The 23434-nt window shown below is 31.6% G+C and carries 17 protein-coding genes; 5 read left to right on the top strand and 12 right to left on the bottom strand.

From position 1 onward, the window contains the following. Window positions 1-173 precede the first annotated feature (173 nt). Window positions 174-731, bottom strand: a complete 558-nt coding sequence (locus tag JHL18_RS09855) for a rubrerythrin family protein (RefSeq protein WP_200268625.1) — start codon at window positions 729-731, stop codon at window positions 174-176. A 173-nt stretch (window positions 732-904) separates the two neighbouring features. Here JHL18_RS09855 and JHL18_RS09850 point away from each other — a divergent pair, with 173 nt between their 5' ends. Beyond that, complete coding sequence (locus JHL18_RS09850; RefSeq protein ID WP_200268623.1) at window positions 905-1501, top strand: superoxide dismutase; 597 nt, start codon at window positions 905-907, stop codon at window positions 1499-1501. A gap of 151 nt (window positions 1502-1652) precedes the next feature. On the opposite strand, the gene JHL18_RS09845 is transcribed toward JHL18_RS09850, so the two are convergent. The 8 genes from JHL18_RS09845 to JHL18_RS09810 form a co-directional block, all read right to left on the bottom strand. After that, window positions 1653-2408 (bottom strand): nitroreductase family protein, encoded by a 756-nt coding sequence (locus tag JHL18_RS09845; protein WP_200268621.1) that lies wholly within the window; start codon window positions 2406-2408, stop codon window positions 1653-1655. Between the two features lie 80 nt (window positions 2409-2488). Continuing rightward, window positions 2489-3385, bottom strand: a complete 897-nt coding sequence (locus tag JHL18_RS09840; protein WP_200268619.1) for an MBL fold metallo-hydrolase — start codon at window positions 3383-3385, stop codon at window positions 2489-2491. Window positions 3386-3579: 194 nt separating this feature from the next. Beyond that, window positions 3580-4554, bottom strand: a complete 975-nt coding sequence (locus JHL18_RS09835; protein WP_200268617.1) for a 2-hydroxyacid dehydrogenase — start codon at window positions 4552-4554, stop codon at window positions 3580-3582. A gap of 290 nt (window positions 4555-4844) precedes the next feature. Continuing rightward, window positions 4845-5483, bottom strand: coding sequence for a hypothetical protein (locus JHL18_RS09830; protein ID WP_200268615.1), 639 nt, complete (start codon window positions 5481-5483; stop codon window positions 4845-4847). A 61-nt stretch (window positions 5484-5544) separates the two neighbouring features. Beyond that, a complete protein-coding gene (locus JHL18_RS09825) occupies window positions 5545-6234 on the bottom strand; it encodes a hypothetical protein (RefSeq protein ID WP_200268613.1) in 690 nt (229 codons plus the stop codon). Between the two features lie 117 nt (window positions 6235-6351). After that, window positions 6352-7254, bottom strand: coding sequence for a polysaccharide deacetylase family protein (locus tag JHL18_RS09820; protein ID WP_200268611.1), 903 nt, complete (start codon window positions 7252-7254; stop codon window positions 6352-6354). A 304-nt stretch (window positions 7255-7558) separates the two neighbouring features. Next, entirely contained in the window at window positions 7559-8920 is a 1362-nt protein-coding gene (locus JHL18_RS09815; RefSeq protein ID WP_200268608.1) for an MATE family efflux transporter, read from the bottom strand. 182 nt (window positions 8921-9102) lie between these two features. Continuing rightward, window positions 9103-9648, bottom strand: coding sequence for a MarR family winged helix-turn-helix transcriptional regulator (locus JHL18_RS09810; RefSeq protein WP_200268606.1), 546 nt, complete (start codon window positions 9646-9648; stop codon window positions 9103-9105). Between the two features lie 237 nt (window positions 9649-9885). Between JHL18_RS09810 and JHL18_RS09805 the strand changes: the two genes are divergently transcribed. Then, window positions 9886-10500 carry a TMEM175 family protein gene (locus JHL18_RS09805; protein ID WP_200268604.1) on the top strand — a complete coding sequence of 205 codons (615 nt, stop codon included), beginning with the start codon at window positions 9886-9888 and terminating at the stop codon, window positions 10498-10500. Window positions 10501-10586: 86 nt separating this feature from the next. Beyond that, the gene (locus tag JHL18_RS09800; RefSeq protein WP_200268602.1) at window positions 10587-11468 is read left to right on the top strand and encodes an SPL family radical SAM protein; all 882 of its coding nucleotides are present in this window, start codon (window positions 10587-10589) and stop codon (window positions 11466-11468) included. A gap of 39 nt (window positions 11469-11507) precedes the next feature. Here the strand turns inward: JHL18_RS09800 and JHL18_RS09795 are convergent, their stop codons facing one another. After that, window positions 11508-13958: a GxGYxYP domain-containing protein gene (locus tag JHL18_RS09795; protein WP_200268600.1), complete on the bottom strand. Its 2451-nt coding sequence runs from the start codon at window positions 13956-13958 to the stop codon at window positions 11508-11510. A gap of 310 nt (window positions 13959-14268) precedes the next feature. On the opposite strand from JHL18_RS09795, the gene JHL18_RS09790 reads away from it, so the two are divergent. Further along, entirely contained in the window at window positions 14269-14700 is a 432-nt protein-coding gene (locus JHL18_RS09790) for an EamA family transporter (protein WP_200268598.1), read from the top strand. Window positions 14701-14800: 100 nt separating this feature from the next. Here the strand turns inward: JHL18_RS09790 and lacZ are convergent, their stop codons facing one another. Then, window positions 14801-17824 carry a beta-galactosidase, LacZ type gene (gene lacZ, locus JHL18_RS09785; RefSeq protein WP_200268596.1) on the bottom strand — a complete coding sequence of 1008 codons (3024 nt, stop codon included), beginning with the start codon at window positions 17822-17824 and terminating at the stop codon, window positions 14801-14803. Between the two features lie 336 nt (window positions 17825-18160). On the opposite strand from lacZ, the gene JHL18_RS09780 reads away from it, so the two are divergent. Continuing rightward, on the top strand, window positions 18161-18934 hold the full coding sequence (locus JHL18_RS09780) for a carbonic anhydrase (RefSeq protein WP_274600949.1): 774 nt from the start codon (window positions 18161-18163) through the stop codon (window positions 18932-18934). Window positions 18935-19013: 79 nt separating this feature from the next. Here JHL18_RS09780 and polC read toward each other — a convergent pair whose 3' ends face one another. Further along, window positions 19014-23357, bottom strand: a complete 4344-nt coding sequence (gene polC / locus JHL18_RS09775) for a DNA polymerase III subunit alpha (protein WP_200268593.1) — start codon at window positions 23355-23357, stop codon at window positions 19014-19016. Between the last annotated feature and the right edge of the window lie 77 nt (window positions 23358-23434).

The raw sequence follows: 23434 nt of genomic DNA, 5'->3' as shown, positions 1-23434 counted from the left end.
ATCTATAAAAGATCTAGTAGTGCTTTTTACTGCATAATTTTAATAATTATCCTAGCTTTCAAAGATATCGAGATTAACTATAGATATTTTCAAAAACTGCAAAAGATAAAAATAATACAGTTTAAACAGGTTCTCTATAGTAATTTCAAATTATAAATAGTTACTGTTCTATTTTATTCAAATGCTTTAAATAATTCACTGCTTACACCGCATATTGGGCATTTTTCAACATTATCTCCGATTTCTGTATAGCCACAAACCGGGCAAACATACATTGTAGCTATATCTAAATCCTTTCCTTGCTTTGCAGTCTCTTGAGCGAACTCAAATACCTTGGCATGAACTTTTTCTGCTTCTAAAGCGTAATGGAAGGATCTATGTGCTTCTTTTTCCTCTTGGAACTTTGCTGTTTCAAGATAAACAGGATACATTTGCTTTATCTCGTGTAATTCACCATCAATAGCACCTTGTAGGTTTTCTATAATATTTGTGTGACCAAACACAGCACCTGCTACAACTGTACTATCTCCTACTTGCTCCTTTAACACATTAAAATGGTTTGTTGCGTGAACCCTTTCTGCATAAGCTACCGCTCTAAACAGTTTACCTATATTAGGATAGCCATCCTTTTCAGCTGAATCCCCCCATACAAGGTATCTCATATGAGCCATACTTTCTCCACCATATGCTGAACGTAAAAAGTCAGCAGTCATTGCATTGTTTACTGCCAATATAGACACATCCTCTCTCAAAATATAATTACATTGGTATTATTAACTATAAAAAAATTTATATACCTAATTATCCCAACCAAAATCATATATCCCAATCTTATAATTTTACTTATAACTTTCTATATTGTGGGTAATATATTAGGGATTAAATTTTATTAAGAGGTGATATTATGCCATATACTTTACCAGATCTACCTTATGCTTATGATGCACTAGAACCACACTATGATCAAGAAACTGTTAAAATTCACCACGATATGCACCATAAAGCTTATGTAGATGGATTGAATAACGCAGAAACAAAACTAGCAGAAGCTAGAGAAAAAGGAGATTTTGCTTTAATAAAACATTGGGAAAGAGAATACGCTTTCCATGGTGCTGGTCATATTCTACATACAATGTTTTGGCAAAACATGAGTCCAAATGGAGGTGGAGAACCTACTGGAAATCTTGCAGATCAAATTGATAAAGACTTTGGTAGCTATGATGCCTTCAAAAAACAATTTAGTGCAGCAGCAGTAGCTGTAGAAGGTTCTGGTTGGACTGTTCTTTGCTGGAACAAACTATTTAACAAACTAGTTGTTCTACAAGTAGAAAAACATCAAAACTTAACTCAATGGGAAGTATGTCCGCTTCTTATTGTTGATGTATGGGAACATGCTTATTACTTAAAATACCAAAACAAGAGAGCCGGCTTCGTAGAAGCTTGGTGGAATATAGTTAATTGGGAAGACGTTAATAGCAGATTTCAAGCTGCCTTAAGATAGTAAAAGAGGAGTTATTACTGTATAAACAACACTAGTTTATATGTGATAACTCCTTTTTCATGCTTTCATTGGTTAATAAACAACTTTATAAACTCTTACTCTATAATGCCTTAACCACATCTTAAGTAACTTTATAATCATTATTATATATTTAATTGATTTCCACATGTCCAATATTAAAATATCCCTTTGGAACATTTTGTGCTGATGATTCACCTAATGAGAAGTTAACATTTTTACCTAAATGCTTAGCTGCTATGGATAGATGGCACAATCCAATTCCCATATCAATTTTATTCATCTTTTCCATTATAAGTGCTTTGATAGGGTTAAGTTTTATGCAATTAACATATAACTTATTTCCTTCTATATCAAAATGCCATGGTTGACTATTTGTAGCAGATGGTGCTATTCTTACAGATTCTAATAACTCATCAAAATCAGCTTTATTTCTTATAGCATCAATTGAATTTCTTTTGAATTCTGATCTATCGCTTCTATATAAGTTTTCAGCTGGTTTCCCAAAGGCTAACATTATAACAAATTCTAGCTCTGATTTGCTTACTATATCCTTTGCTGGCTTAGCCATTCCTTGCCAGCAAGCACCTAAACCATTAGCTGATAAATATAAATCTAGTTGTTGAAGCATAAAACCTATGTTGGTTAAATATCCTTCTTTATTCTCAGAAAATACAACTACGTAATGAGGCGCTTTTATAGACATAAAACTTTTAACATCATTTTGAGATATAACCTGTAAATCAGTCTTAATACCAGGTATTAAAGGATCAATTTTACTTATAAAACCTTTAACATCATCTAAAGTTTTATCATCTAAAGAGTTCATATCATACTTTCTTACAGATTTTCTTTTGTAAATAGTCTCGTAAAACTTTGCATTATCCATTTATATTACCTCACAATAAAATATTTTTATACTGCTAATGATGTACCACTTCATAGTAAAACTTCTGATAAACATATTACTTAACTATTAACACTATAATAGTATAGCCTTCCGTTCTCTACCGAAGAGTTAATTGTTCCTTTGTTATATAGATATGATAAAAATGCTGACATTGATGAATAGTTTAAATGGTATTGCCTAAAGTCAACATCTAAATCATTAAGTATTGTTAGATTTTCTAATAGCTCCTCTTTTGTTAAAGGCTTTTCTAATAGCTCTATCATCTGATTGCAGTAATCCTTGATATTATCAATGTTTCTATCTACTAACTCTGGAAGATTCTCTTTCGTAACAATCTCCTCTGCATGACTTATAACAAAATAGTCTGCATCTATCTCTTTTATCTTCTCTAAGGAAATAAGTGCGCTACCTACATCAAATAAATAGGGAAAAGAGTATTTTCCCAGTATTGTTTCACTATATAAAGCATCTCCTAAGAAACATACCTTATCTGAAGTAACTATTGCTATACTTTGAGGCGAATGTCCTCTTAAGTGAAAAATCTCAAACTTATCATCATTTATCTTAGTATTACCTTCAGCTAAAACATAGTCTACAGTTGAGTCTTTAGCGTCATCAGAAAGATTTTTAGGACTAGTAGCTGTATATAACATGTTTGTCCTTAGCTCCATGTTTTCCATATATAATCTCTCTTTTTCTGAGGTATAAACTATACATCCAGTATAGTTGTTTTTGAAATAATTGTTTCCACCACAATGATCAGGGTGACTATGAGTGTTTACTATATACTTAACATGAAGATTATTTTCCTTTAATACTTCTTCAATCTTTCTTGCTGCTGAATTATTTATTCCAGTATCAATAAGAAGACAGTTTTTATTTTTATAACTATAAACTCCAATATTAGTTGGAGCTTTGATATAATAGGTGTTTCCGTTTATTTTAGTAAGCTCCATATATAAATTCATTCCTTCCTACGTTTAAAAGCAAATTTATTTCTTTAAATAATCATTAAATTAAATAATTATTTAATTATAAAAACATATAATTATATAAATATATAGTAAACATGCGGGTTCACGTATATACTTACACAATTATATTGTCATAAAAACCTAGTAAATAAAAGTTTTAATATCTAAATCAAATCTTATGCTCTTAACTCTGGAACAATATTTGGTGCAGCTCCTTCTGTTAAAGCCTTTACTAAGTTTTCAGCTGCAAGCTTAGCCATATCAAATCTTGTATCCATATTGGCAGACCCTATATGCGGAAGAGTAACAACATTATCCATCCTAAGCAACGGATTATCAATTTCTACTGGTTCAACGTCAAACACATCCAAACCAGCACCTCTTATCTTCTTGCTTTGAAGAGCTTCTATCAGTGCTTTCTCATTTATAGTCTTTCCTCTTGAAGCATTAATAAATATTGCACTAGGCTTCATTAGATTGAATTGTTCTTTATCTATAAGATGCAAAGTTGCTTCGGTTAGTGGAGTCATGATAACTATGAAGTCTGATCTTTTTAAAAGCTCCTCCATAGAGCAATACTCTACCCCTAACTTTTCTTCAACCTCTTTCTTTCTGCTTCTGTTGTAATAAAGTACATTCATATCGAAACCTAAACTTGCTCTTTTTGCTACTGCCTCACCTATTCTACCCATTCCTATAATACCAAGGGTTCTGTGATGAACATTAGCACCGTAAAGCTCCAAATCATCATCTCTATTCCACTTTCCTGCCTTTACATATCTGTCTAATTCAGTTATTCTTCTTGCACAAGCAAGCATAAGTCCAAATATTAAATCAGCAACGGTATCATCAAGCGCACCAGCTACATTAGTGCCTATTATATGTCTATTTTTCATAGCTTTTAAATCAAAATTATTGTAACCTACCGACATATTGCTAACCACTTTAAGGTTTGGAGCTTTTTTTAATAACTCTTCATCTATCTTAGTTCCAGAAGTTAAAAGTCCATCTATATCACTTAATCTTTCTAAAAGCTCTTCTCTTGTTATATCTTCATTCGAATCCCATTTTTCTAAATCACAATGCTGTGCTATATATTCCTCCACCTCATGTGGAATTGGCTTTGCTATATATACTTTTGGTTTGTTCATAATGCACCTCCATTAAGCTTAATATATATCAGATTAATACCTATAAAATTCATTTATATTCTCACAATCATTATTTATAGATTAATGTTTCAGACAATTCTTGGATTTAACTAGCACATATTTAATTATACTCTTATTTAAAGTTAGTTAACAACAAAACTAAAGTTAAATAATACCTTTTTCTTAAAATGAAAACCAGTCTCCAAAAGTTGAGACTGGTTTGTAATTATGATTAAAATTTTATCATTCTAAGTTTATATTATTATTATCCTACTATAGTTTTTATAAAATCACTTTAATTTAGCTAGATCATCCGAAAGTAATTTTACTAGACTATCTATGCTAGAATTATTATTACTATCACCCATTTGTTTTATATATATAATAAGGTTCTCTCGTTTAATTGCAATTTTGGCCACTCTATTGTCCTTAGTATATATAACATAACATTTACCGCTACCATCTTCGTATTGTTTTATTATCTCACTATTAGAATCAAAATTTTTATCTAGCCATTGATCAGCTTGTTCACTTTTGCTCCATACTTGAGTATCAACATACAAATAATTGTTATCACTATATCTAAAAGAAATCATCTCTTTTAACCCATTACTTAATTTAAATTTCCCCTGGGTGTTAACTCCGTTCAACACCGTCTTTTCTTGATAAACAAATTTAGTTTCGTCTGTAATTATGTTTTGTATGCTATCTAAATCACTAGGTAACGAAACTGTCATTATACGCTTTAAATCGATATTACTCTTAGTATTTATATCCTTGAAAAAACTGTCTTTAGAATTAATTTCAGTAAGTCCACTACTTATATCACTTTTCTTATATTTATTATTTATATATAAAAAGCTTAATGTAGCTAAAGTTATGACAATCACTGCAATAATAACAAAAACATATTTAGAAGTTTTTTTCAATTTCTTCACTCCAATCATATAAACTTTTACAAAATACTTCTATAGCCCCTATATAAAAGCATTATCTTTTCGATTTCTTATTCATATACCTATCAAACTCTACCTCATACTTCTTAATAAGACAATACCTGTAAATATTATGAATTAGATTCTCAAAGATATAACCAAAGATAAGAGTAGCAAAGCCTACTGATATAAGTGCAAAATTCTTATTAGGGTATTTAGTTGCCATATCCATAAAGCAAATAACTACAACGGCTATTGAAGCAAAAATACTAAATATTTTTCTCTTATATATTCTTCTTTTAAAAATACTATATCCTTCTTTTTCATATTGTTTTATTATAGAAATCTCAGTTAGTACAATATACATATATATAATTATGGATACTACAATATAAATTGTAGCCTTATTCTTTAACTCAAAATATATACTACTGCAGAAAATAATCATATAAAAAATAGATGATACAAGCCCAATCATTCCAGAATATAATATAAAACTTTTTTGTTTTTTTTCTGTATTTATTAGTATGTAAATTCCCCATAAATCAAAAAAAATCAATATACCTAAGTAAATAATATTCTTTGGTTGATGTATACTTTGCTTTAGCCCCATGTCATTCAGAAAGTTGATAACTGCTAAGTCAAATAAATTAATTAATCCTAGTATCCCAATCATAGACTGCCTTATGTATTCGACTCCGCCTGTATCCAAATAATCTCTTATTTTTATAAATTCAGCATTCATACCTTTACTTAATCTCCTTTACAATTTAACAAAGTATCTCTATTAAGAAAAAATAAGTATGACACTCCTACAAATTACAATTAATATTATATCATTAATATATACTCTGAATATATCTTAAAAACTCTTTGAATAATTATTTATAGACCTTTGATATTCTCTTATCTCTTTCCATGAAATCAGCTTAATATTTTCACTTAATAATATTCTTTTAATGTCATCATCTAAGAACAAATTATATTCCATTTCTCTCTTTTGCCAATGAAGGGTTATTTCCTTTAGTTCCTTAGTCACAAAAGAAGGATGAATAGTAACCTGAGTAATCCCAGGTTGTATTTGGGTTAATTTATTTATCATAGTATTTTTTACAGTTTTATAGTCTTCACCGTTTTGCAATTCATAAGGCAAGCAAATAACATCATCAATAAGCGCTATTCCTAATTCTTTAGCCCTTCTTATATACCTCTTAAATGAACTTATCATTCTTTCATCAAATGAAACCTGATTTACTACTTGTTTAGGTAATAAGAAAGGTAGACCATATTCCATACAGAGTTCAAAAACTACTTCCATAAAATCTCTGCCTAAGAATAACCCAAATACACTTCCTTGATGACTATCTAAATGTGTAGGATCAATTCCCAGTGATAAGGCTAACTCAATTTGATTTCTCAATTCCTTTTTAACATGATTTATATCACCATTTGATTCTATATATTCTGAACTACTTGGAAAGATTCCATTATCCATAATCAATGTATTAACATCTTTAGCTCTACTTACTGGTTTAAATTTATCTGTAAGCGTAAGATGAATACCTACATTTTTACATGAAGTTCTTTTGAAAAAATCTTTTATCTCTTTTGACCTACTGCCAGGCATCATTACTGATGTAGATGTTATGTCATTACGATTAAACAATTCAATAATAGCCTCATTTATACACTTGGCTATGCCAAAATCATCTGCATTAATTATAAGTAACTTATCTGTTCTCTTATATCCCATTTCCTCTATCATTTTTATACCTCCATTTAATTTAATATATTTATCTAGCCTCTCATATAGAAAAGACTAAAAAGGGATGTAAAATCACATTTGTGATTTTACATCCCTTTGATTGCTCAGATATTTATTGATGTACCACTTCATATTGAAACTTATTATTTTTAAATTCTCTCACCAGAACCCGTGAGAGTTTTAAAAATAGATTTCGGATTGAAGTGGTACATCTTTACTTAATTTATTTGAATTATAACATGCATTTTTTTAAAGTAAAGTACTTAACTCTATATTTTTAATAATTTTCTTTAATACATGCTTATTAAATTGAGACCTTCATTGAAGGATCTTTCTTAAAATGTAACCACAACGCTGCTCCCACTATGCAAGCTAAAACTTCTGATGCAGTTAAAGACCATATTAGTCCATGAAGTCCCCAAAATTCATTTGATAAAATCATTATAGGTATTACAATCAATCCCTTTGCTACAGACATAATTGCAGCTTCTTTTTCTCTTCCAACTCCTTGGAATATCCCTACAAATAAACCAGAAAGACTTGTAAATAAAGAAGATAACAGCATTGCCGCAAAAATCAATGTACCAATTGCAAGTACTTCACTATCTTTACTAAAAAGCTCAAAAACTTGAATTCTAAATATAAGTAAAGCTCCAGAAATAGCACCGATTAAAATCACAATATAAAGTGCTGTAGTACGAATTATTTCTTGCATTCTCTTTATATTTTTTGCCGAATAGGAATATGCTATTAGAGGTATTACTCCCATAAATAGCCCCATGCCTATAAAGTCTGATAACTGTACAACTCTTTGGGATATACCAAAACCTGCAACCACATAATCTCCATATCTGATAGAAAGATTATTAAATAACAAACTTGATATAATCAAAAATACATCCATTAGTAGAGATGTTACCCCTATTTTAAAAATATCTTTAGTTATTAATGAAGTAGGCTTAAACCTATTAAGAGAAACACTTAAGGCTGAGCTTTTTTTGCTTATATACCAAACAAAATACACTACAGCACAAAGATTACCTAATACCGTTCCTAATGCTGCTCCCATAATGTTTAAATGACAACCAAAAATCAAAATTGGATCTAATATGATATTAGCTATAACACTTATCCCCATACCATACATAGAAACTGTAGACGCTCCTTCGGCACGGACAAGCTGTTCCAATACAAAGTTTGCGATTATTATAGGGCTTCCAATTGTAAAAACTAAAATAACACTTTTAGTAAATGCCATAGTCTGTCCTTCTGCACCTAACAATGTCAAAATTGGCTGAATAAATACAATACAAAGTAAAATAAGCAGAAATCCTGAAATTATACTAAAATAAAATGATACCGAAGCTACTTTCTTAGATTCCTCAAGCTTCTTTTCCCCTAAAAGTCTGGAGATAAAGGTACCTCCCCCTGTTCCAAATAGATTTCCTACTGCCATTATAACCACACTAAAAGGTAATGTGAGAGTAATAGCTGTCATCATCTCTGTATTATTTAACTTTCCGATAAAATACGCATCAATAATGTTGTAAATCAAATTTAGCGACATACCAAGCATCATTGGTAATGACATGTGTGCTATCGCTTTCCAAATAGGTGATTTTTCAAAATAATACGAATCAATTTGTTCTATTTCAACTTGTTCCATTTCCTTATCCTCCTTTAAACTGCTTAAACTGTAATCTTGATAAAGCAACAAATTTTCTGCTTCTATTGATATAAGGAATGGTCATAAAACTCAGTTTATATAAGCTATTAAATTTATATAAACCTAGCACTATCATATATTGTTAAGAATTTATGTTGTTAAAAACTTATACTATTCTATTTTTAACGTTCACGGTGATTATCTCTAAAGAAATTAGCTCCTCCAGGAAAATCCTGCTCTCCTCTAATGCCGTGATGCTCTTTACGTAATTCCTCAATATTTTCACCTGAACTTTGTTCAATTGAGTCAATTAGCTTACTCATTAGACTAGAAAGTTGATCCATTTCTTCTTCTGATATACCTGAAAATATATTATCAACTAGCTGCATCCTAGCCTGCATCACTTCATTTGCTGACTTTCTGCCATGCGCTGTAAGATATACATTTGAAACCCGTTTATCTTTCTCATTTACTCGTCTCTCTACATATCCACTTTGCTGTAGCTTATCAACTAATTCGCCTAGTGATGCTGGTCTTATTTGGAGTTTTGCACTTAATTCCTTTTGAGTTAAACCATCCTGTGTTAATAATAGTCCTAGTAGATGTCCTTGAGCTCTACTAACCATAATTTCATTTTCCTTAGAACTTACATTATGCTGTTGCCTGTTAACAAGATTAGTAAAATAATTTATTTGTTGCAACAATTTTTCAGAAGTTATATTATACATGTATTTATCTCCTTCAAATTTAATAAGGTACCTTAATATATTTATCATATATCTGAATAACTTTGTTGTCAACAGATTTATTAAGGTACCTTAACTTATTTTGTTTTTAATGTTTTATGTTCTTGTATTTCGTTTATTTATAGACTATAATTTTTGTATTTCCCAATATGAAATGATTTTAATACAGTCATAACTTGGTTATAAATAGATTTGCGTAAAAAGAAAGTGAGATTACAAATGAAAATTTCAAAAAATAGACTTGAAGCCTTTAGCGACGGAGTAATCGCAATTATTGTTACTATAATAGTTTTAAATATTCCCACACCAAATACCTTTGACGCTGCTTCAATTTATTCATTAATTAATTCAATTGTTGTATATCTAGTCAGCTTCTTGGTTGTGGGAAACTTTTGGAACCAGCATAGAAGACTTTTTGATGAATTAGAACATGTCACTAATAGAGTTGTATGGATAAACATAATATTCCTGTTTTTCTTATCACTAGTGCCACTGTTTACAAAATGGGTTATTCAGAACCCTAATGCAGTTGCACCAGCAGTTGGATATGCAATAGTTTTTTTATGTGTCAATTTTAGCATGACTTTTATGTTTTTACTTATAATACCTACTACACTATTTGAACATAAATATAAATTATATTCACGCATATTTATTATGCCAGTTATAAGCTCAATTATAATCCTAATTGCTTTTTATTATCCAAGGATATCAATAATACTGTTTATAGGCCTACCAGTTGCATCTTCTGTTTTAAATCTATTGTTTGAGGTAGACCCGCAACATCATGAAAGACAAAAAAGAAGAAGACCTCATTTTCACGATAAACATTAAGTTTATTTATAATATGACATGCTTATGTCTTATTTGATGATGTACAATCAAGTATAAGATTAAGGATTTAAATGGAGGTTAACAAAATGCCAAAAGAAATAGATGCGAAGATGCTACTCTCTACAAGTAAAAATCCTAGCGGTTGGTTTGGTACTAATTATACCTTTAATATTTATAGAGGCTGTGAACACCATTGTATATATTGTGATTCAAGAAGCTTATGCTATAGAATAGATAATTTTGATGAGCTTATAGTGAAAAGAAATGCAGTAGAACTATTAAATAAAGAACTTAAGAATAAAAGAAAAAAGGGCGTAGTAGGGACTGGTGCTATGAGTGATCCTTATACTAGATCAGAAAAACACTATCAATTAACCCGCGGATGTCTTGAGGCAATTGCAAAGTATAGATTTCCAGTTCACATCACTACCAAAAGTAATCTTATTCTTAGAGATATAGATATCTTAGAAGAAATAAATAAAATCTATGCTTCTGTTGCTATAACTATAACAACTACTGATGATAAGCTTGCAAGTGTAGTAGAACCAGGTGCCCCTTCATCTACAGATAGACTTAAAGCACTTGGAGTTCTCTCTGAACTTGGAATTCATACAAGTATAACAATGATGCCTATTCTACCTTTTCTTGAAGATACTGAGGAAAACATTTTAGACATAGTAAATAAAGCAAATTACTATGGAGTTAAAAATATTGTTCCTTGGCTTGGAATGTCACTTAGAGATAGGCAGCGAGATTATTATTATATAAAGCTAGATAAACATTTCCCAGGAATTCGTGAAAAGTATGAAAAGAGCTATGGCGATAGATATAGTTGTTCTACTAAAAATATGAAAAAGCTAAGTTATGTTCTATCAAACGCATGTAGTAAGTATGGTATTAGCCTTAAGATGCCTACTTATCAAAGTGAGGTAACTGCTGTGCAATTGAGCTTTTTAAGTAATAAATAAAATTGGAAGTGTAAATATATACTTACACTTCCAATTTTATTACCGTTGAATATTTCTATTAATTAATTCCATAAATGCTTTAGGATCAACCACTCTAACTTTTGGATTTTTCTCTAGCATGCTTATAGCATTTTTAACGTTACTTAAGTCCTTACTCCAAACATGAACATATACAAAAGTATATGCTTCAGCCTTTTTTACATCTGTTTGCCCTTTTTCTATTCTAGAATTAATATTTTTAGTTAGCTGCTCTTCATCTTCTAACCCACTCCATAGTAAATCTCTGCAGGATACTATTGGCTTACCCTTAGACCAAATTATTTCTCCTTTGTAGTTATCATGTTTGTGGTAGTCCAAGTAAAACAACCCCATTATATTTTCTTTACTGGTAAACTTACTCCAAAGTTCAGTATTATGAAAGCTTGAATCATCAATTACAGCTAAATATCTTTCATCAGTCTGCTTCATATAATTATTCAATTGGCTTATATATGTTGGAAGTTTTTCTTTATCAAACTTACTTGGGTATATATAACCATTACCAGAAGGCGGCACTATAAAGTAGTCACTATAATTTCCACTTACTGCACTTTCATAGTATCTATTAAACACTGTTGGAGATAGATAATACATTGATGGACTTATACCCCATCCTAAATTAAAATTTCCTCTATAACTAGATCCATACCATTTTTGTGAGCTGTAGTTTGTACCAAGATTCCATTGCTGATTATCTCCATCAGACATAATAAAAGTTACATAGTGTACATTATCCTCCTTAGGTATATTTTTAGATATAAATTTTTGTTTAACAGGTGTTGTGTCAAATGCACTTAAAACAGTGAGATTATAAGACCAATCAGCAGCTACCATGCTTACACCATGTTTTGATGTTGTACTTACATTAGTAAATTCATCTGGCCCCCACCCCATACAAACTCTGTTTCCCTCCATAGACGAGAATATTTTATCTCTCAGAGAGGTATTTTTTATATCATTTTCATAAAATATTAGTGCTTTACTCATAATAGCATAGTCTCTAAGTGCAGAACTTTTATTAGGTTCTAATTGTATTACAATAGAGTGGTTTAGTCCTTTATTCCATAAGTTATCGTATGCCCAGCTTTCATCCGTGTTTCTACAATCTCCTGTTATTTTTGTTATGCCATGTGACTTTGCTTTATATTCAATACTAGTGTCCACTGCTATTGAATCTTTTAAAGAACAAAGAGAACAGGCATTATTTATTGATGGATTTTTTCCTTCATCATATAGTACATATCCATTTATATAATTTTTAAAACTACGAAGTAATTCCCATGGGTCTGAAATACTTTTATATGCCACTCCATAATTCTTCTTTAAATCCTCTAACCATATTTGATAATCTGGCTGCTCAGAACTTAGTGTATATATTTGGTGACTAGATTTATTATTGACTATTCCTTGAAGAGTAGCTATCAATGTTTTTTCGCTTTTAGTCATATTATCTTGTGAAATAACATATAAAAAAGTTGGTCTTATGGTATTTTTCATGTACATCGAAAAAGGACTATTACTTGTAGTAATAGTCTTCTTCCATTCACTCCAACTAGTATTAAAATCATTGTTATTGCTATTGCAATACTTATAGAAATTTTGTAAAAAGCCAATTCTTTCGTTATTATTAAATGATTTAATTTGTTGTTCATTGAAGCCAACTAGTGATAGCTGCCTTTTTATAATGTTGTCAGCAGTAACCTGCTTAGAATTTTTTATCATATCGTACATTATCATAAAGGTAGTAGTTCTTCCTATACCTTCTTTGCAATGAAAGTGTAACCAGGAATCCTTAGGTTGTTTTTTCATTTCCTGCATAAAATAATCAACCATATCATCTGTAGGTATCTTTCCATCAGTAACAGTAATTCGGATATATTCAAGTTTATTATCCTTAACTAACTGTTCTTCGTCTTGAACTTTTGTCGGAATTATTGTGTTATTTGGATGATTTGCAAGGGTGATAGGAACATTCAATTTAATACTTTTAAGTTTACTCTGTTCATCTGCTAATACCTGTTCTTTGGTTAATCCTATATTAGCATCATTTTTTTCATTCTTCCAACTTACAGGAATATCATTTATAAATCCATGAGACTCCTGCCTCAAATCTATTACTGTTATAGGTGACTTTGTGCTTATCCCCTTTACTACAAGTGGTAAGTTAAAACCTGAGAACTGCTGACTTCCAGATATGTTTAGTTCACCTAGCCCTTTTAAATCCAGTGTCTTATCCTTCTCAATATTACTTAAATCAGAAGTTTTCCTAAAATTTCTCGGCATTTCTTGATAATTTGTTGTATCCATAACTAGAGAAACTGCCCCACCTTCAGCTGGGGTATTGGATACGCTTAAAAACTTACTTTTTTCTTGCAATGTGCAAGAGCAAAATACACTTAATGTTATTAATACTAAAAGACTAACTATAGATTTCTTTAAATTTTTTCTCAAGATTATCACCTCATAGCTTAATAGTTTTTATTTAGATATATAAGACCTACATTCTTACAAGATATAGTTTCCTTATATACTATTTACTATGAAAGCTGTCTTTATGATACTTATATAATGGTTATAATTCATTAATCTACCATACTACTAAAAATAGTATTTTCACCATTATTAAACTTTATCTTTATAAAACACTTATATACGTCTAACCATCTATTAAACAGAGTTAAAATACCATCAACTACTTTTATGTGTTTTACTTTCTAAAATTTAGTAATAAAATAAATATATAAAGGGGGCGATGTTTATAATGAATAGTTTATGGTTTATATTTGCTATGCTTTCTGCAGTATTTGCAGCTTTAGTAGGTATTTTGGGCAAGGTAGGTTTGAAGTCAGTAGATGCCAATACTGCAACTGCTGTAAGATCTGTAATAATGGCTATATTTCTTATTTTAGTTGTAGTCTTTCAAGGAAAGTTAAGTAAGATACCTGAAATTATAGCAGACAAAAAAACTTTTTCTTTTATCATACTTAGCGGTCTAGCAGGAGCCCTATCTTGGTTGTTTTACTTTTTAGCATTAAAATATGGAAAGGTATCTCAAGTAGCTCCTGTAGATAAATTCAGTGTAGTTCTTGCAACTATTCTTGCCGTTGTATTTTTAGGAGAGAAGATTAGTAGAATGAATGTAATTGGAGTGTGCCTAATAGCTATTGGTGCTATTATAGTTGCTTTAAGTTAGTAATAAAAAAAGTCGCTGAAGCGACCTTTTTTATATATAACTATAGCACTTAATATGTGATTTTAGGTATTTTCATACTAATACACACTTGTAAAAACTTTTACTTACATGGTCTTATAATAAATTCAAAGTTTATATCTTTAGAAGAATCTATTAGATACTCCTTATGAACAGGTGCCCCCCAGCTGTCATCTCCTCCTACTCCCATTTGCTTTGCTGCTATTGTTACAATAGTGTAGTTAACAGGCGGAAGCTCATAGTAATGAAGTGCATTTTGAAGTTCAAAAGCTGTATATGGGGATACTCCAAGCTCAAAAGGATTATTGACAGATGCAAACTCTATTCCAAAGTTATCTTTGTCTTTTATCTTTGCCCATCTTACACCAGTATGATTGCCGTTTTCTTGAGGTACCAAATATCTTGAAACATTGTCTTTAACTAACTTTTCATAAATACCTAGTCTAGCACCATGTACTCTGTCTATATAATTTTCTTCAGGTCCCATTCCATAGAATCTGAAGCTATCATAATCTGCTGACAACCTAAAAGCTAATCCGAATATAGGCATTTCAGGGAGCCCTTCTACACCTTTATAATCACATTTAACTTTAATATCTCCATTTTCATAAGCAGTATAAGCTACTTTAACCTCACTTGGTACACTTAAAGGTAGCATATAAGTATACTCAACTATGACACTAAATTCATACTCAAAAACTTGTACATCCTTGCACTTTTGGAACAGACTTGCTTCATGCCACTGCGAACATCTAAATCCATGTTTATTTCCATTATCATTATCTGTTGTTGCTCTCCAATATATAGGCATAGGAGTTCTTGTTATAAGTTCTTTTCCATTATATCTTAGTGATACAATTCCGCCTTCTTGCTTTGAAAATAATACACTAAAATCTCTGCTTTTAACTCCTATATTTACATCTCCATGGATAACCTTAACTTTATTTAATACCTTTACATCTTCTTTTTCTACAATAGAATATACATATTGATCAAAGGCTATCTCATGACCAGCCTTAGCCCAGGCAGTATCTTTCTTTAATTTGAAAGAAACATTTACGCAATACTCTCCACTACTATTTACTTCAGGTAAATCAAACTCATAATATTCTTCTTCACCTGTTTTTACTATAACCTCCATATAGCCTTTATATATCTCTTCTCCGTTATAGTTCAAGCTGTACTCTAATATATAATTGGATGTATCAACAAATAGGTTTTCATTTCTGACCTTAACACCATTTTTATCTGCATATAACTTTAGATTTTGATATAGCTTTTTAACTTCTTGTACCTTTGGAGATATGGTTCTATCAGCATATACTATTCCATCACCACAGAAATTATAATCTGTGGCTCTATCATCAAAATCTCCACCATAGGCAAAGAATTCATTGCCATATCTATCTTTCTTCATAACAGCTTGATCTATATAATCCCAGATAAAACCACCTTGATAAAGCTCATATTTATCTTCTAATTCCGTATACTTGTGCATTGCTCCACAGGAGTTACCCATAGCATGCATATACTCACAACTTATATATGGTTTCTGCGGATTATTATTTAAATACTCCTCAATTTCATGAGGCTTTGCGTACATCCTACTTTCCATATCACTAGTTTCATTAAAGCGTCTATCATGAAAAATGCCTTCATAGTGTACTAATCTTGATGGGTCTTTCTTTCTATAGTACTCAGACATCTTGTAGATATTTTCTCCTCCAAAAGACTCATTTCCACAAGACCATATCAATATAGATGGATGGTTTTTATCTCTTTCTACCATAGATTTGGCTCTATCCAATACAATATCAAGCCATTCTGGTTTACTGTCTGGAATAACCCAGTCTGGAATTACTTGTCCCATCTTCATCCAAGACCCATGGGTTTCTAGATTGGCTTCATCTATTAAGTAAATTCCGTATTCATCGCAAAGTTCATACCAAAGACTTTGATTAGGATAATGAGAAGTCCTCACAGCATTTATATTATTCTGTTTTAAAAATCTTATGTCCCAAAGCATATCTTCTTCAGTTATAGCTCTTCCGGTGCGGCAATTAAACTCATGACGATTTATACCTTTGAAAACTATACGTTTACCATTTATGTGCATCACTTTATCTATCATTTCAAAACTTCTAAAACCTATCTTTTGTGGAACAAACTCAACTATATTATCATTCTCATCTCTTACAGTAATATAGAGAGTATATAAATACGGATCTTCAGCACTCCAAAGCCTTACATCGTTGACATCCAACTTTAAGGTCATCTCATTCTCTAATTTATTTCCATCAATATTAGCTAAAACTATACCTTTACTATCTTTCAGCTCCAAATCTATAAATCCAACAGTGGACCCTACAATTTTTAGCTCAGATTCTAAGACAGCATTTTTGTATTCACTATCTAATATAGTTTTAACAAAAAGGTCTTGAACATGAATCTTAGGAATTGAATATATATATACATCCCTGAAAATCCCTGAAAATCTCCAAAAGTCCTGATCTTCTAGCCAACTACCAGTAGATCTTTTATAAACCTCAACAGAAAGCTTATTCTCCCCTTCTTTTATATATTGAGTTAACTCAAACTCTGACGGAGTAAAACTATCTTCACTATATCCAACAAAATTTCCATTTAGCCAAACATAGAAGGCACTTTCTACTCCTTGAAATGATATATAAACAGGACCATTTTTTATAGTGTCCTCTAAATTAAAATACTTAACGTAGCTTCCCACTGGATTATATTCTTCAGATACCTGTGGTGGTCTCAATTCGCTGTGTCCATCCCAAGGATACATAGTGTTTATATATTGAAGTTTGTCATATCCTTGGAGTTGTATATGCCCGGGAACCTGTATATCCTTCCATGAATTGCAATCAAAATCAAGATTATAAAAATCCTTAATTCTTGAACTAGGATTTATAGCAAAACTAAACTTCCAGTTTCCATTTAAACTTTGTCTTAGCTTCATATCTCCAGAGTTCATTTCCTTTTCTGTTATATAGTATTTGTGATCCGAATGTGCTTCAATTCTATTCACCTGAAAAATCGAAGTATCAGAAAGCCAATCTGTACTAGGAACCTTAAAACCCATAACAATTCCTCCAACCCTTTTATTATAAATATTAATATAAACCTATACTTATATTTTCTACTATTAGTAAATCGTTTTCAATATATTTTTAGTAAAATCACCAATATTTTTACTAAGCTTTTACTTATACAAATAAAACTTAAAAATATTCTCTTTACAGTAAAAAGAAGCCTGTATTCTTAAAACGTAGATTTGTTGAGTGATTTTTTAGCTTTTTATAAATTATTGTTAAAGATGTGCCACATATTACATAACTTTTTATTGGATAAATTCCTTATTTATATGACAAAATATGAACGATTTATATAATCTAAATTTAACTTAGGAGGATTCATTATGCACAAAAGAACGTTTCACAGTATTGCATTAATAACTTCTAAAGTTCTTGTTGCAGCATTTTTGCTGACTGGATGTACAAGTAACGGAAATGCTAATAATTCGGCTAGCAATAACAGTACTGAAAACAAGACAACTACAGAAAATAAAGCAACAACTGCTCAGATGTATACGCGATCTGAAACAGTTAGCATCGATCAAGCAAAACAACTGTTAATGGAGGGCAATAAGAGATACGTCGATAACAAGATACTTGGGCATGACATAAGTAATACTCGACGCAAGGATTTATCAACTAAAGGTCAAAAACCTTTTGCCGTAGTATTAAGCTGTTCAGATTCAAGAGTCCCACCTGAACTAGTATTCGATCAAGGTCTCGGAGACTTATTTATTATTAGAAACGCTGGTAATGTAATTGACCCTATAGCACTAGGCAGTATAGAATATGGAAGTGAACATTTAGGTGCACCGCTAATAATTGTTTTAGGTCATGAGAAATGTGGAGCTGTAAAAGCTGCAATAGAAGGTGGGCACTTCTCAGAAAATATCACAGCAATAATAAATCAAATAAAGCCATCTTATGATAAGGTTAAAGGAAAAAGCCAAAATTCAGACGAAGTTAATAATCTTACAATTGATGAAAATGTAAGAAATTCTATTAGTTTGATTAATAAAAGTTCAGTTATCCAAAAATTAACTACCGAAAAGAAAGTAAATATAGTAGGGGCTAAATATCATATGGATACAGGCGAAGTAACCTTTGATATACAATAGTATTTTTGCTAAATAGAAAATGCAGCCTTTTAACTAATAAAGGCTGCAAAACATCTTTAATTACATATTTTTTTCGTTATTAGATTAAGTCAAAGAAACTCAACTGATCTTTTTCAGGTAGGCCGTTTAAACATCCAAACTTTCTAAGTGAATCTACAGCTGAATTACCTATTTTAGCACGTTTCTTTAAATCTTCTATGGAATTTATAGGTGTATCATCTTTAATTGCCTCTTGTATTGCATTATATATTCCTTCTGCCGCTACATTTCCCATACCAGATATACTGTTTATTGGAGGTCTTATTCCCTCTTCCTCTACAAGAAAGTTTGTAGAATGGGACTTGTATAAATCAATTGGGAGGAATTTAAGGCCTCTCTCATACATTTCTAAAACCAATTCCAAATCGTCGTACATATCCTTATCTTTAGGAGCAGCCTGAATGCCTTGCATTTCAATTTCCTTCATCTTAGATTTAACTCTTTCTTTTCCGAAGATCATAAACTCTGCATCAAAAGCCTTTGCTCTGATAGTGAAAAAGGCTGCATAGTAGGCTTTAGGTATATGAACTTTAAACCAAGCTATTCTGAAAGCCATCATTACATAAGCTGCTGCATGGGCCTTAGGAAACATGTATTTTATCTTTCTACAAGAATCTATATACCACTCTGGCACCTGACATTCCCTCATTAGCGCTTCGTATTCTGGCCATTTTGGATCCTTTAACGCCTTACCCTTACGCACTGTCTCCATTATCTTAAAAGCAGTGTTTGGAGGAAGCCCTTTTTTAATAAGATATATCATGATATCATCTCTCGTACATACTGCTTCACTTAGAGTTACTACTCCTTGATCAATTAAGTCTTTAGCATTTCCAAGCCATACGTCAGTACCATGGGATAGTCCTGATATACATATCAAATCTGTAAAAGCTTTTGGCATAGTATCTAAAAGCATTCCTCTTACGAACTTAGTACCAAACTCAGGAATACCAAAGGTCCCCACTTTAGAATTTATCTGTTGTGGTGTTACTCCTAGAGCTTCAGTAGACGAAAATATAGACATAGTTTTCTTCTCATCCATCGGTATGGTTTTTGGATCTACTCCTGTTATATCTTGAAGCATTCTTATAACTGTTGGATCATCATGCCCAAGTATATCTAGCTTCAATAGATTCTGATCAATGGAGTGATAATCAAAATGTGTTGTTATAATATCCGAATTCGGATCATCAGCAGGATGTTGAACTGGGCAGAACTCAAAAATTTCTCTTCCCTTAGGTACAACGATAATTCCTCCTGGATGCTGTCCTGAGGTTCTTTTTATACCTGTACAGCCTTTTGAGATCCTCATGATTTCAGCCTTACTTACTGTCATGTTCTTTTCATCAAAATATTTTTTTACATATCCAAAGGCTGTCTTTTCAGCTATAGTGCCAATAGTTCCAGCTTTAAAAGTTGTTCCTTTTCCAAAGATAACTTCAGTATATTTATGAGCTTTTGCTTGATATTCACCTGAAAAGTTTAAGTCTATATCTGGTTCTTTATCTCCATTAAACCCAAGGAAAGTTTCAAAAGGAATATCTATGCCATCCTTAGCAAGCTGTTCTCCACAAACAGGACAAGCTTTATCAGGCAAGTCAAAGCCATTCTTAAAACCATGATCTTCAAAATCGGAATACTTACACTTTGGACATCTATAGTGAGGTGGTAGCGCATTTACTTCCGTTATACCAGTCATGTATGCAACAACAGAAGAACCAACAGAACCTCTGGAACCAACCAAGTATCCATCTTCATTAGATTTCCACACTAGCTTTTGAGCTATTATATACATTACAGAGAAACCATTTTTTATGATTGAGTCTAACTCTCTCTCCAATCTGTCCTGAACTAATTGTGGAAGCGGCTCCCCGTATAGTTCGTGAGCCTTTCCATAAGTAATATCCTTTATGGTCTGCTCACAACCGTCTATATGTGGAGTTGCTTTATCTGGAGATATTGGACTTATTGGGTCACACATATCAGCGATTTTATTAGTATTTGTAACTACTACTTCATATGCCTTTACTTTCCCCAAATATTCAAATTCCTTAAGCATTTCTTCAGTTGTTCTCAAATATAGCGGTGCTTGATTGTCTGCATCCTTAAAGCCCTGACCTGCTTCAAGTATACGTCTATATATTTCATCCTCAGGATCCATAAAATGCACATCTCCTGTAGCCACTACAAGTTTATTAAGCTTTTCACCAAGTGCTACGATTTTTTTATTTATTTCCTTTAGATAATTTCTATCAGGTACCTGCCCGTTTCTCACTAAATAGTCATTGTTTCCTATAGGCTGAATTTCTAAATAGTCATATTCTTCTGCAATAGCTTCAATTTCTTCATCAGATTTTCCGAGAAGTATTGCTTGATATAACTCTCCATCACTGCATGCACTTCCAATAATTAAGCCCTCTGAATATTTTTTGTACATGCTTTTTAATATACGAGGCTTTTTATAAAAATAATCTAAACTAGAGTAAGATACAAGCCTATATAGATTCTTTAATCCCACGTAATCTTTTGCAAATATTATTGCATGGTGTGTTCTAAGCTTTTTATATTCTTCCTTTTTAGATTCTTCATCAGAGCCATATAAATCTATATCTTCAACAGTGGTTGCTCCTCTTTCACTTAACATTTCAAGCATTATCTCAAAAACCTTAACGGTAGTATCTACATCATCCAATGCTCTATGAGCAACTTCTACTTTTATACCAAGATTCTTAGCAATCCTTCCTAGTTTATAACTCTTATACTCAGGGAAAAGAGCTTGAGCAAGAGATAAGGTATCTAAATATGTAAAATCAAAATCATAGCCTAGCACCTTTGCATTATGCTTTAAAAACCCCACATCAAAGCCAGCATTATGAGCAACCAAAACGCTTCCCTCAATAAACTCCAACAACTTTGGAAAAACCACTTCTATGGTTTCTGCATCTTTTACCATATCGTCAGTTATATTGGTAACCTCAATAACCCTTTCAGGAATTGGCTTTTCAGGATTTACAAAACAGCTGAACTGGTCTATTACCTTACCACCTTGATACTTCATCACTCCTATTTCAGTGATTTTTTCAGTTACTGGTGAAAAACCTGTAGTTTCTAAATCTAGCACACAATAAGTTGTATCAATACTCTGCCCTTTTGGATTTGTTACAGATGGCTTTTTGTCAGGAGCTAAATAAGCCTCTACTCCATATAAAACCTTCATATCAGGATTATTTCTTCCTAAAAGCTTATGTGCTTCTGGAAAAGCCTGAACTACTCCATGATCGGTTATAGCAATTGATTTCATCCCCCAGCTCATGGCTCTTTTTATAAGATCAGTGGCGCTAGTCATAGCATCCATTTGGCTCATCTGTGTATGCATATGAAGTTCTACTCTCTTAACTTCAGCATTATCCATCCTCTTCGCCCTTTTAATACCTTGAGTTTCAATTATAATATTAGCAATCATCTCAACTTCGCCAGAGAACTTACTAAAGCTTGCACTTCCAACCAGTCTGACACCTTTTGCTTTTTTAAGCCTTGATAGTACAATCTCATACTCTCCTGGTTTTAAGAAAGATTTACAGGTCATAGAACTAGATCCATCATATAAATCAAAGGACACTAATGTCTTTCCACTTCTTAATTCCTTCGCTTCTATATTAGATATCTCACCTTCTAAAGCTATTCTTCCTTCATCAGGTGTTATATCAGTAATTTTTATCACAGTATCCTTAATCTTAGAACTCCTTCCTAAGATTACAAACGGATCCCCTTTCTTACCATCAGACTCCTCTTTTACTTCATCCTTTTTAACTGGAGCTTCTTTAGGTACATTACTACTTTGTTCAGTTTTAATTTGTTTTATAGCTGCAAGCATTTCTTTCTCACGTGCTTCCTCATGAAGCATTAGCTCTTCATTATTTATCTTATCAACAAATTTTATATTATATGTAGTACCGTAAAGAGACTTTATAGCCTCTCGCAGTTGCTTATCATAACTCATAGCTTTTAAGAAACCAGATGCTGCAATTTTAAAATCAAAGTGTATTGTATTATCATCCACATTGTATTCACTGTTGTTTATAATTGTCTTCAGCATAGGATGTTTGTCTGCCATAAGAAGAATAATATTTCTAATTTCCTGTTCTATTGGCTTTTTATCCGTTCCATCCGCATACTTAACAGAAATTATAGAATCATTTAAAGCGAATCTTTTCTTTATAAATTTATTAAGTCTTTCAAATTCATTTACTTCAATATATTTATCTGAGCTGATTTTCATCTCCAGCCGTTTACTCTTCTTACTTAAGACTACCGACTCTACAATAGCAGTATTTATGTTGCCACTTGTTTCATAGTCACTAAAAATTTCATTTATTCTTTTCATGGTATACTTTAACCCCTCTTCAAAACTTTTAGTACCTTAATATTATATAAAAAGACTCATTCTCTGTCATGTAGAAA

The organism is Clostridium yunnanense (assembly GCF_016595795.1).
Taxonomy (GTDB): Bacteria; Bacillota; Clostridia; order Clostridiales; family Clostridiaceae; genus Clostridium_AR; species Clostridium_AR yunnanense.
This window is presented reverse-complemented; position numbering and strand designations above follow the sequence as displayed.

What these genes read in the sequence shown, in the direction of transcription:
- JHL18_RS09815 (WP_200268608.1), bottom strand. Translation starts at nt 8,920, where the DNA reads ATGGAACAAGTTGAAATAGAACAAATTGATTCGTATTATTTTGAAAAA.
- JHL18_RS09840 (WP_200268619.1), bottom strand. Translation starts at nt 3,385, where the DNA reads ATGGAGCTTACTAAAATAAACGGAAACACCTATTATATCAAAGCTCCA.
- JHL18_RS09850 (WP_200268623.1), top strand. Translation starts at nt 905, where the DNA reads ATGCCATATACTTTACCAGATCTACCTTATGCTTATGATGCACTAGAA.
- JHL18_RS09820 (WP_200268611.1), bottom strand. Translation starts at nt 7,254, where the DNA reads ATGATAGAGGAAATGGGATATAAGAGAACAGATAAGTTACTTATAATT.
- polC (WP_200268593.1), bottom strand. Translation starts at nt 23,357, where the DNA reads ATGAAAAGAATAAATGAAATTTTTAGTGACTATGAAACAAGTGGCAAC.
- JHL18_RS09835 (WP_200268617.1), bottom strand. Translation starts at nt 4,554, where the DNA reads ATGAACAAACCAAAAGTATATATAGCAAAGCCAATTCCACATGAGGTG.
- JHL18_RS09790 (WP_200268598.1), top strand. Translation starts at nt 14,269, where the DNA reads ATGAATAGTTTATGGTTTATATTTGCTATGCTTTCTGCAGTATTTGCA.
- JHL18_RS09845 (WP_200268621.1), bottom strand. Translation starts at nt 2,408, where the DNA reads ATGGATAATGCAAAGTTTTACGAGACTATTTACAAAAGAAAATCTGTA.
- JHL18_RS09800 (WP_200268602.1), top strand. Translation starts at nt 10,587, where the DNA reads ATGCCAAAAGAAATAGATGCGAAGATGCTACTCTCTACAAGTAAAAAT.
- lacZ (WP_200268596.1), bottom strand. Translation starts at nt 17,824, where the DNA reads ATGGGTTTTAAGGTTCCTAGTACAGATTGGCTTTCTGATACTTCGATT.
- JHL18_RS09825 (WP_200268613.1), bottom strand. Translation starts at nt 6,234, where the DNA reads ATGAATGCTGAATTTATAAAAATAAGAGATTATTTGGATACAGGCGGA.
- JHL18_RS09805 (WP_200268604.1), top strand. Translation starts at nt 9,886, where the DNA reads ATGAAAATTTCAAAAAATAGACTTGAAGCCTTTAGCGACGGAGTAATC.
- JHL18_RS09780 (WP_274600949.1), top strand. Translation starts at nt 18,161, where the DNA reads ATGCACAAAAGAACGTTTCACAGTATTGCATTAATAACTTCTAAAGTT.
- JHL18_RS09810 (WP_200268606.1), bottom strand. Translation starts at nt 9,648, where the DNA reads ATGTATAATATAACTTCTGAAAAATTGTTGCAACAAATAAATTATTTT.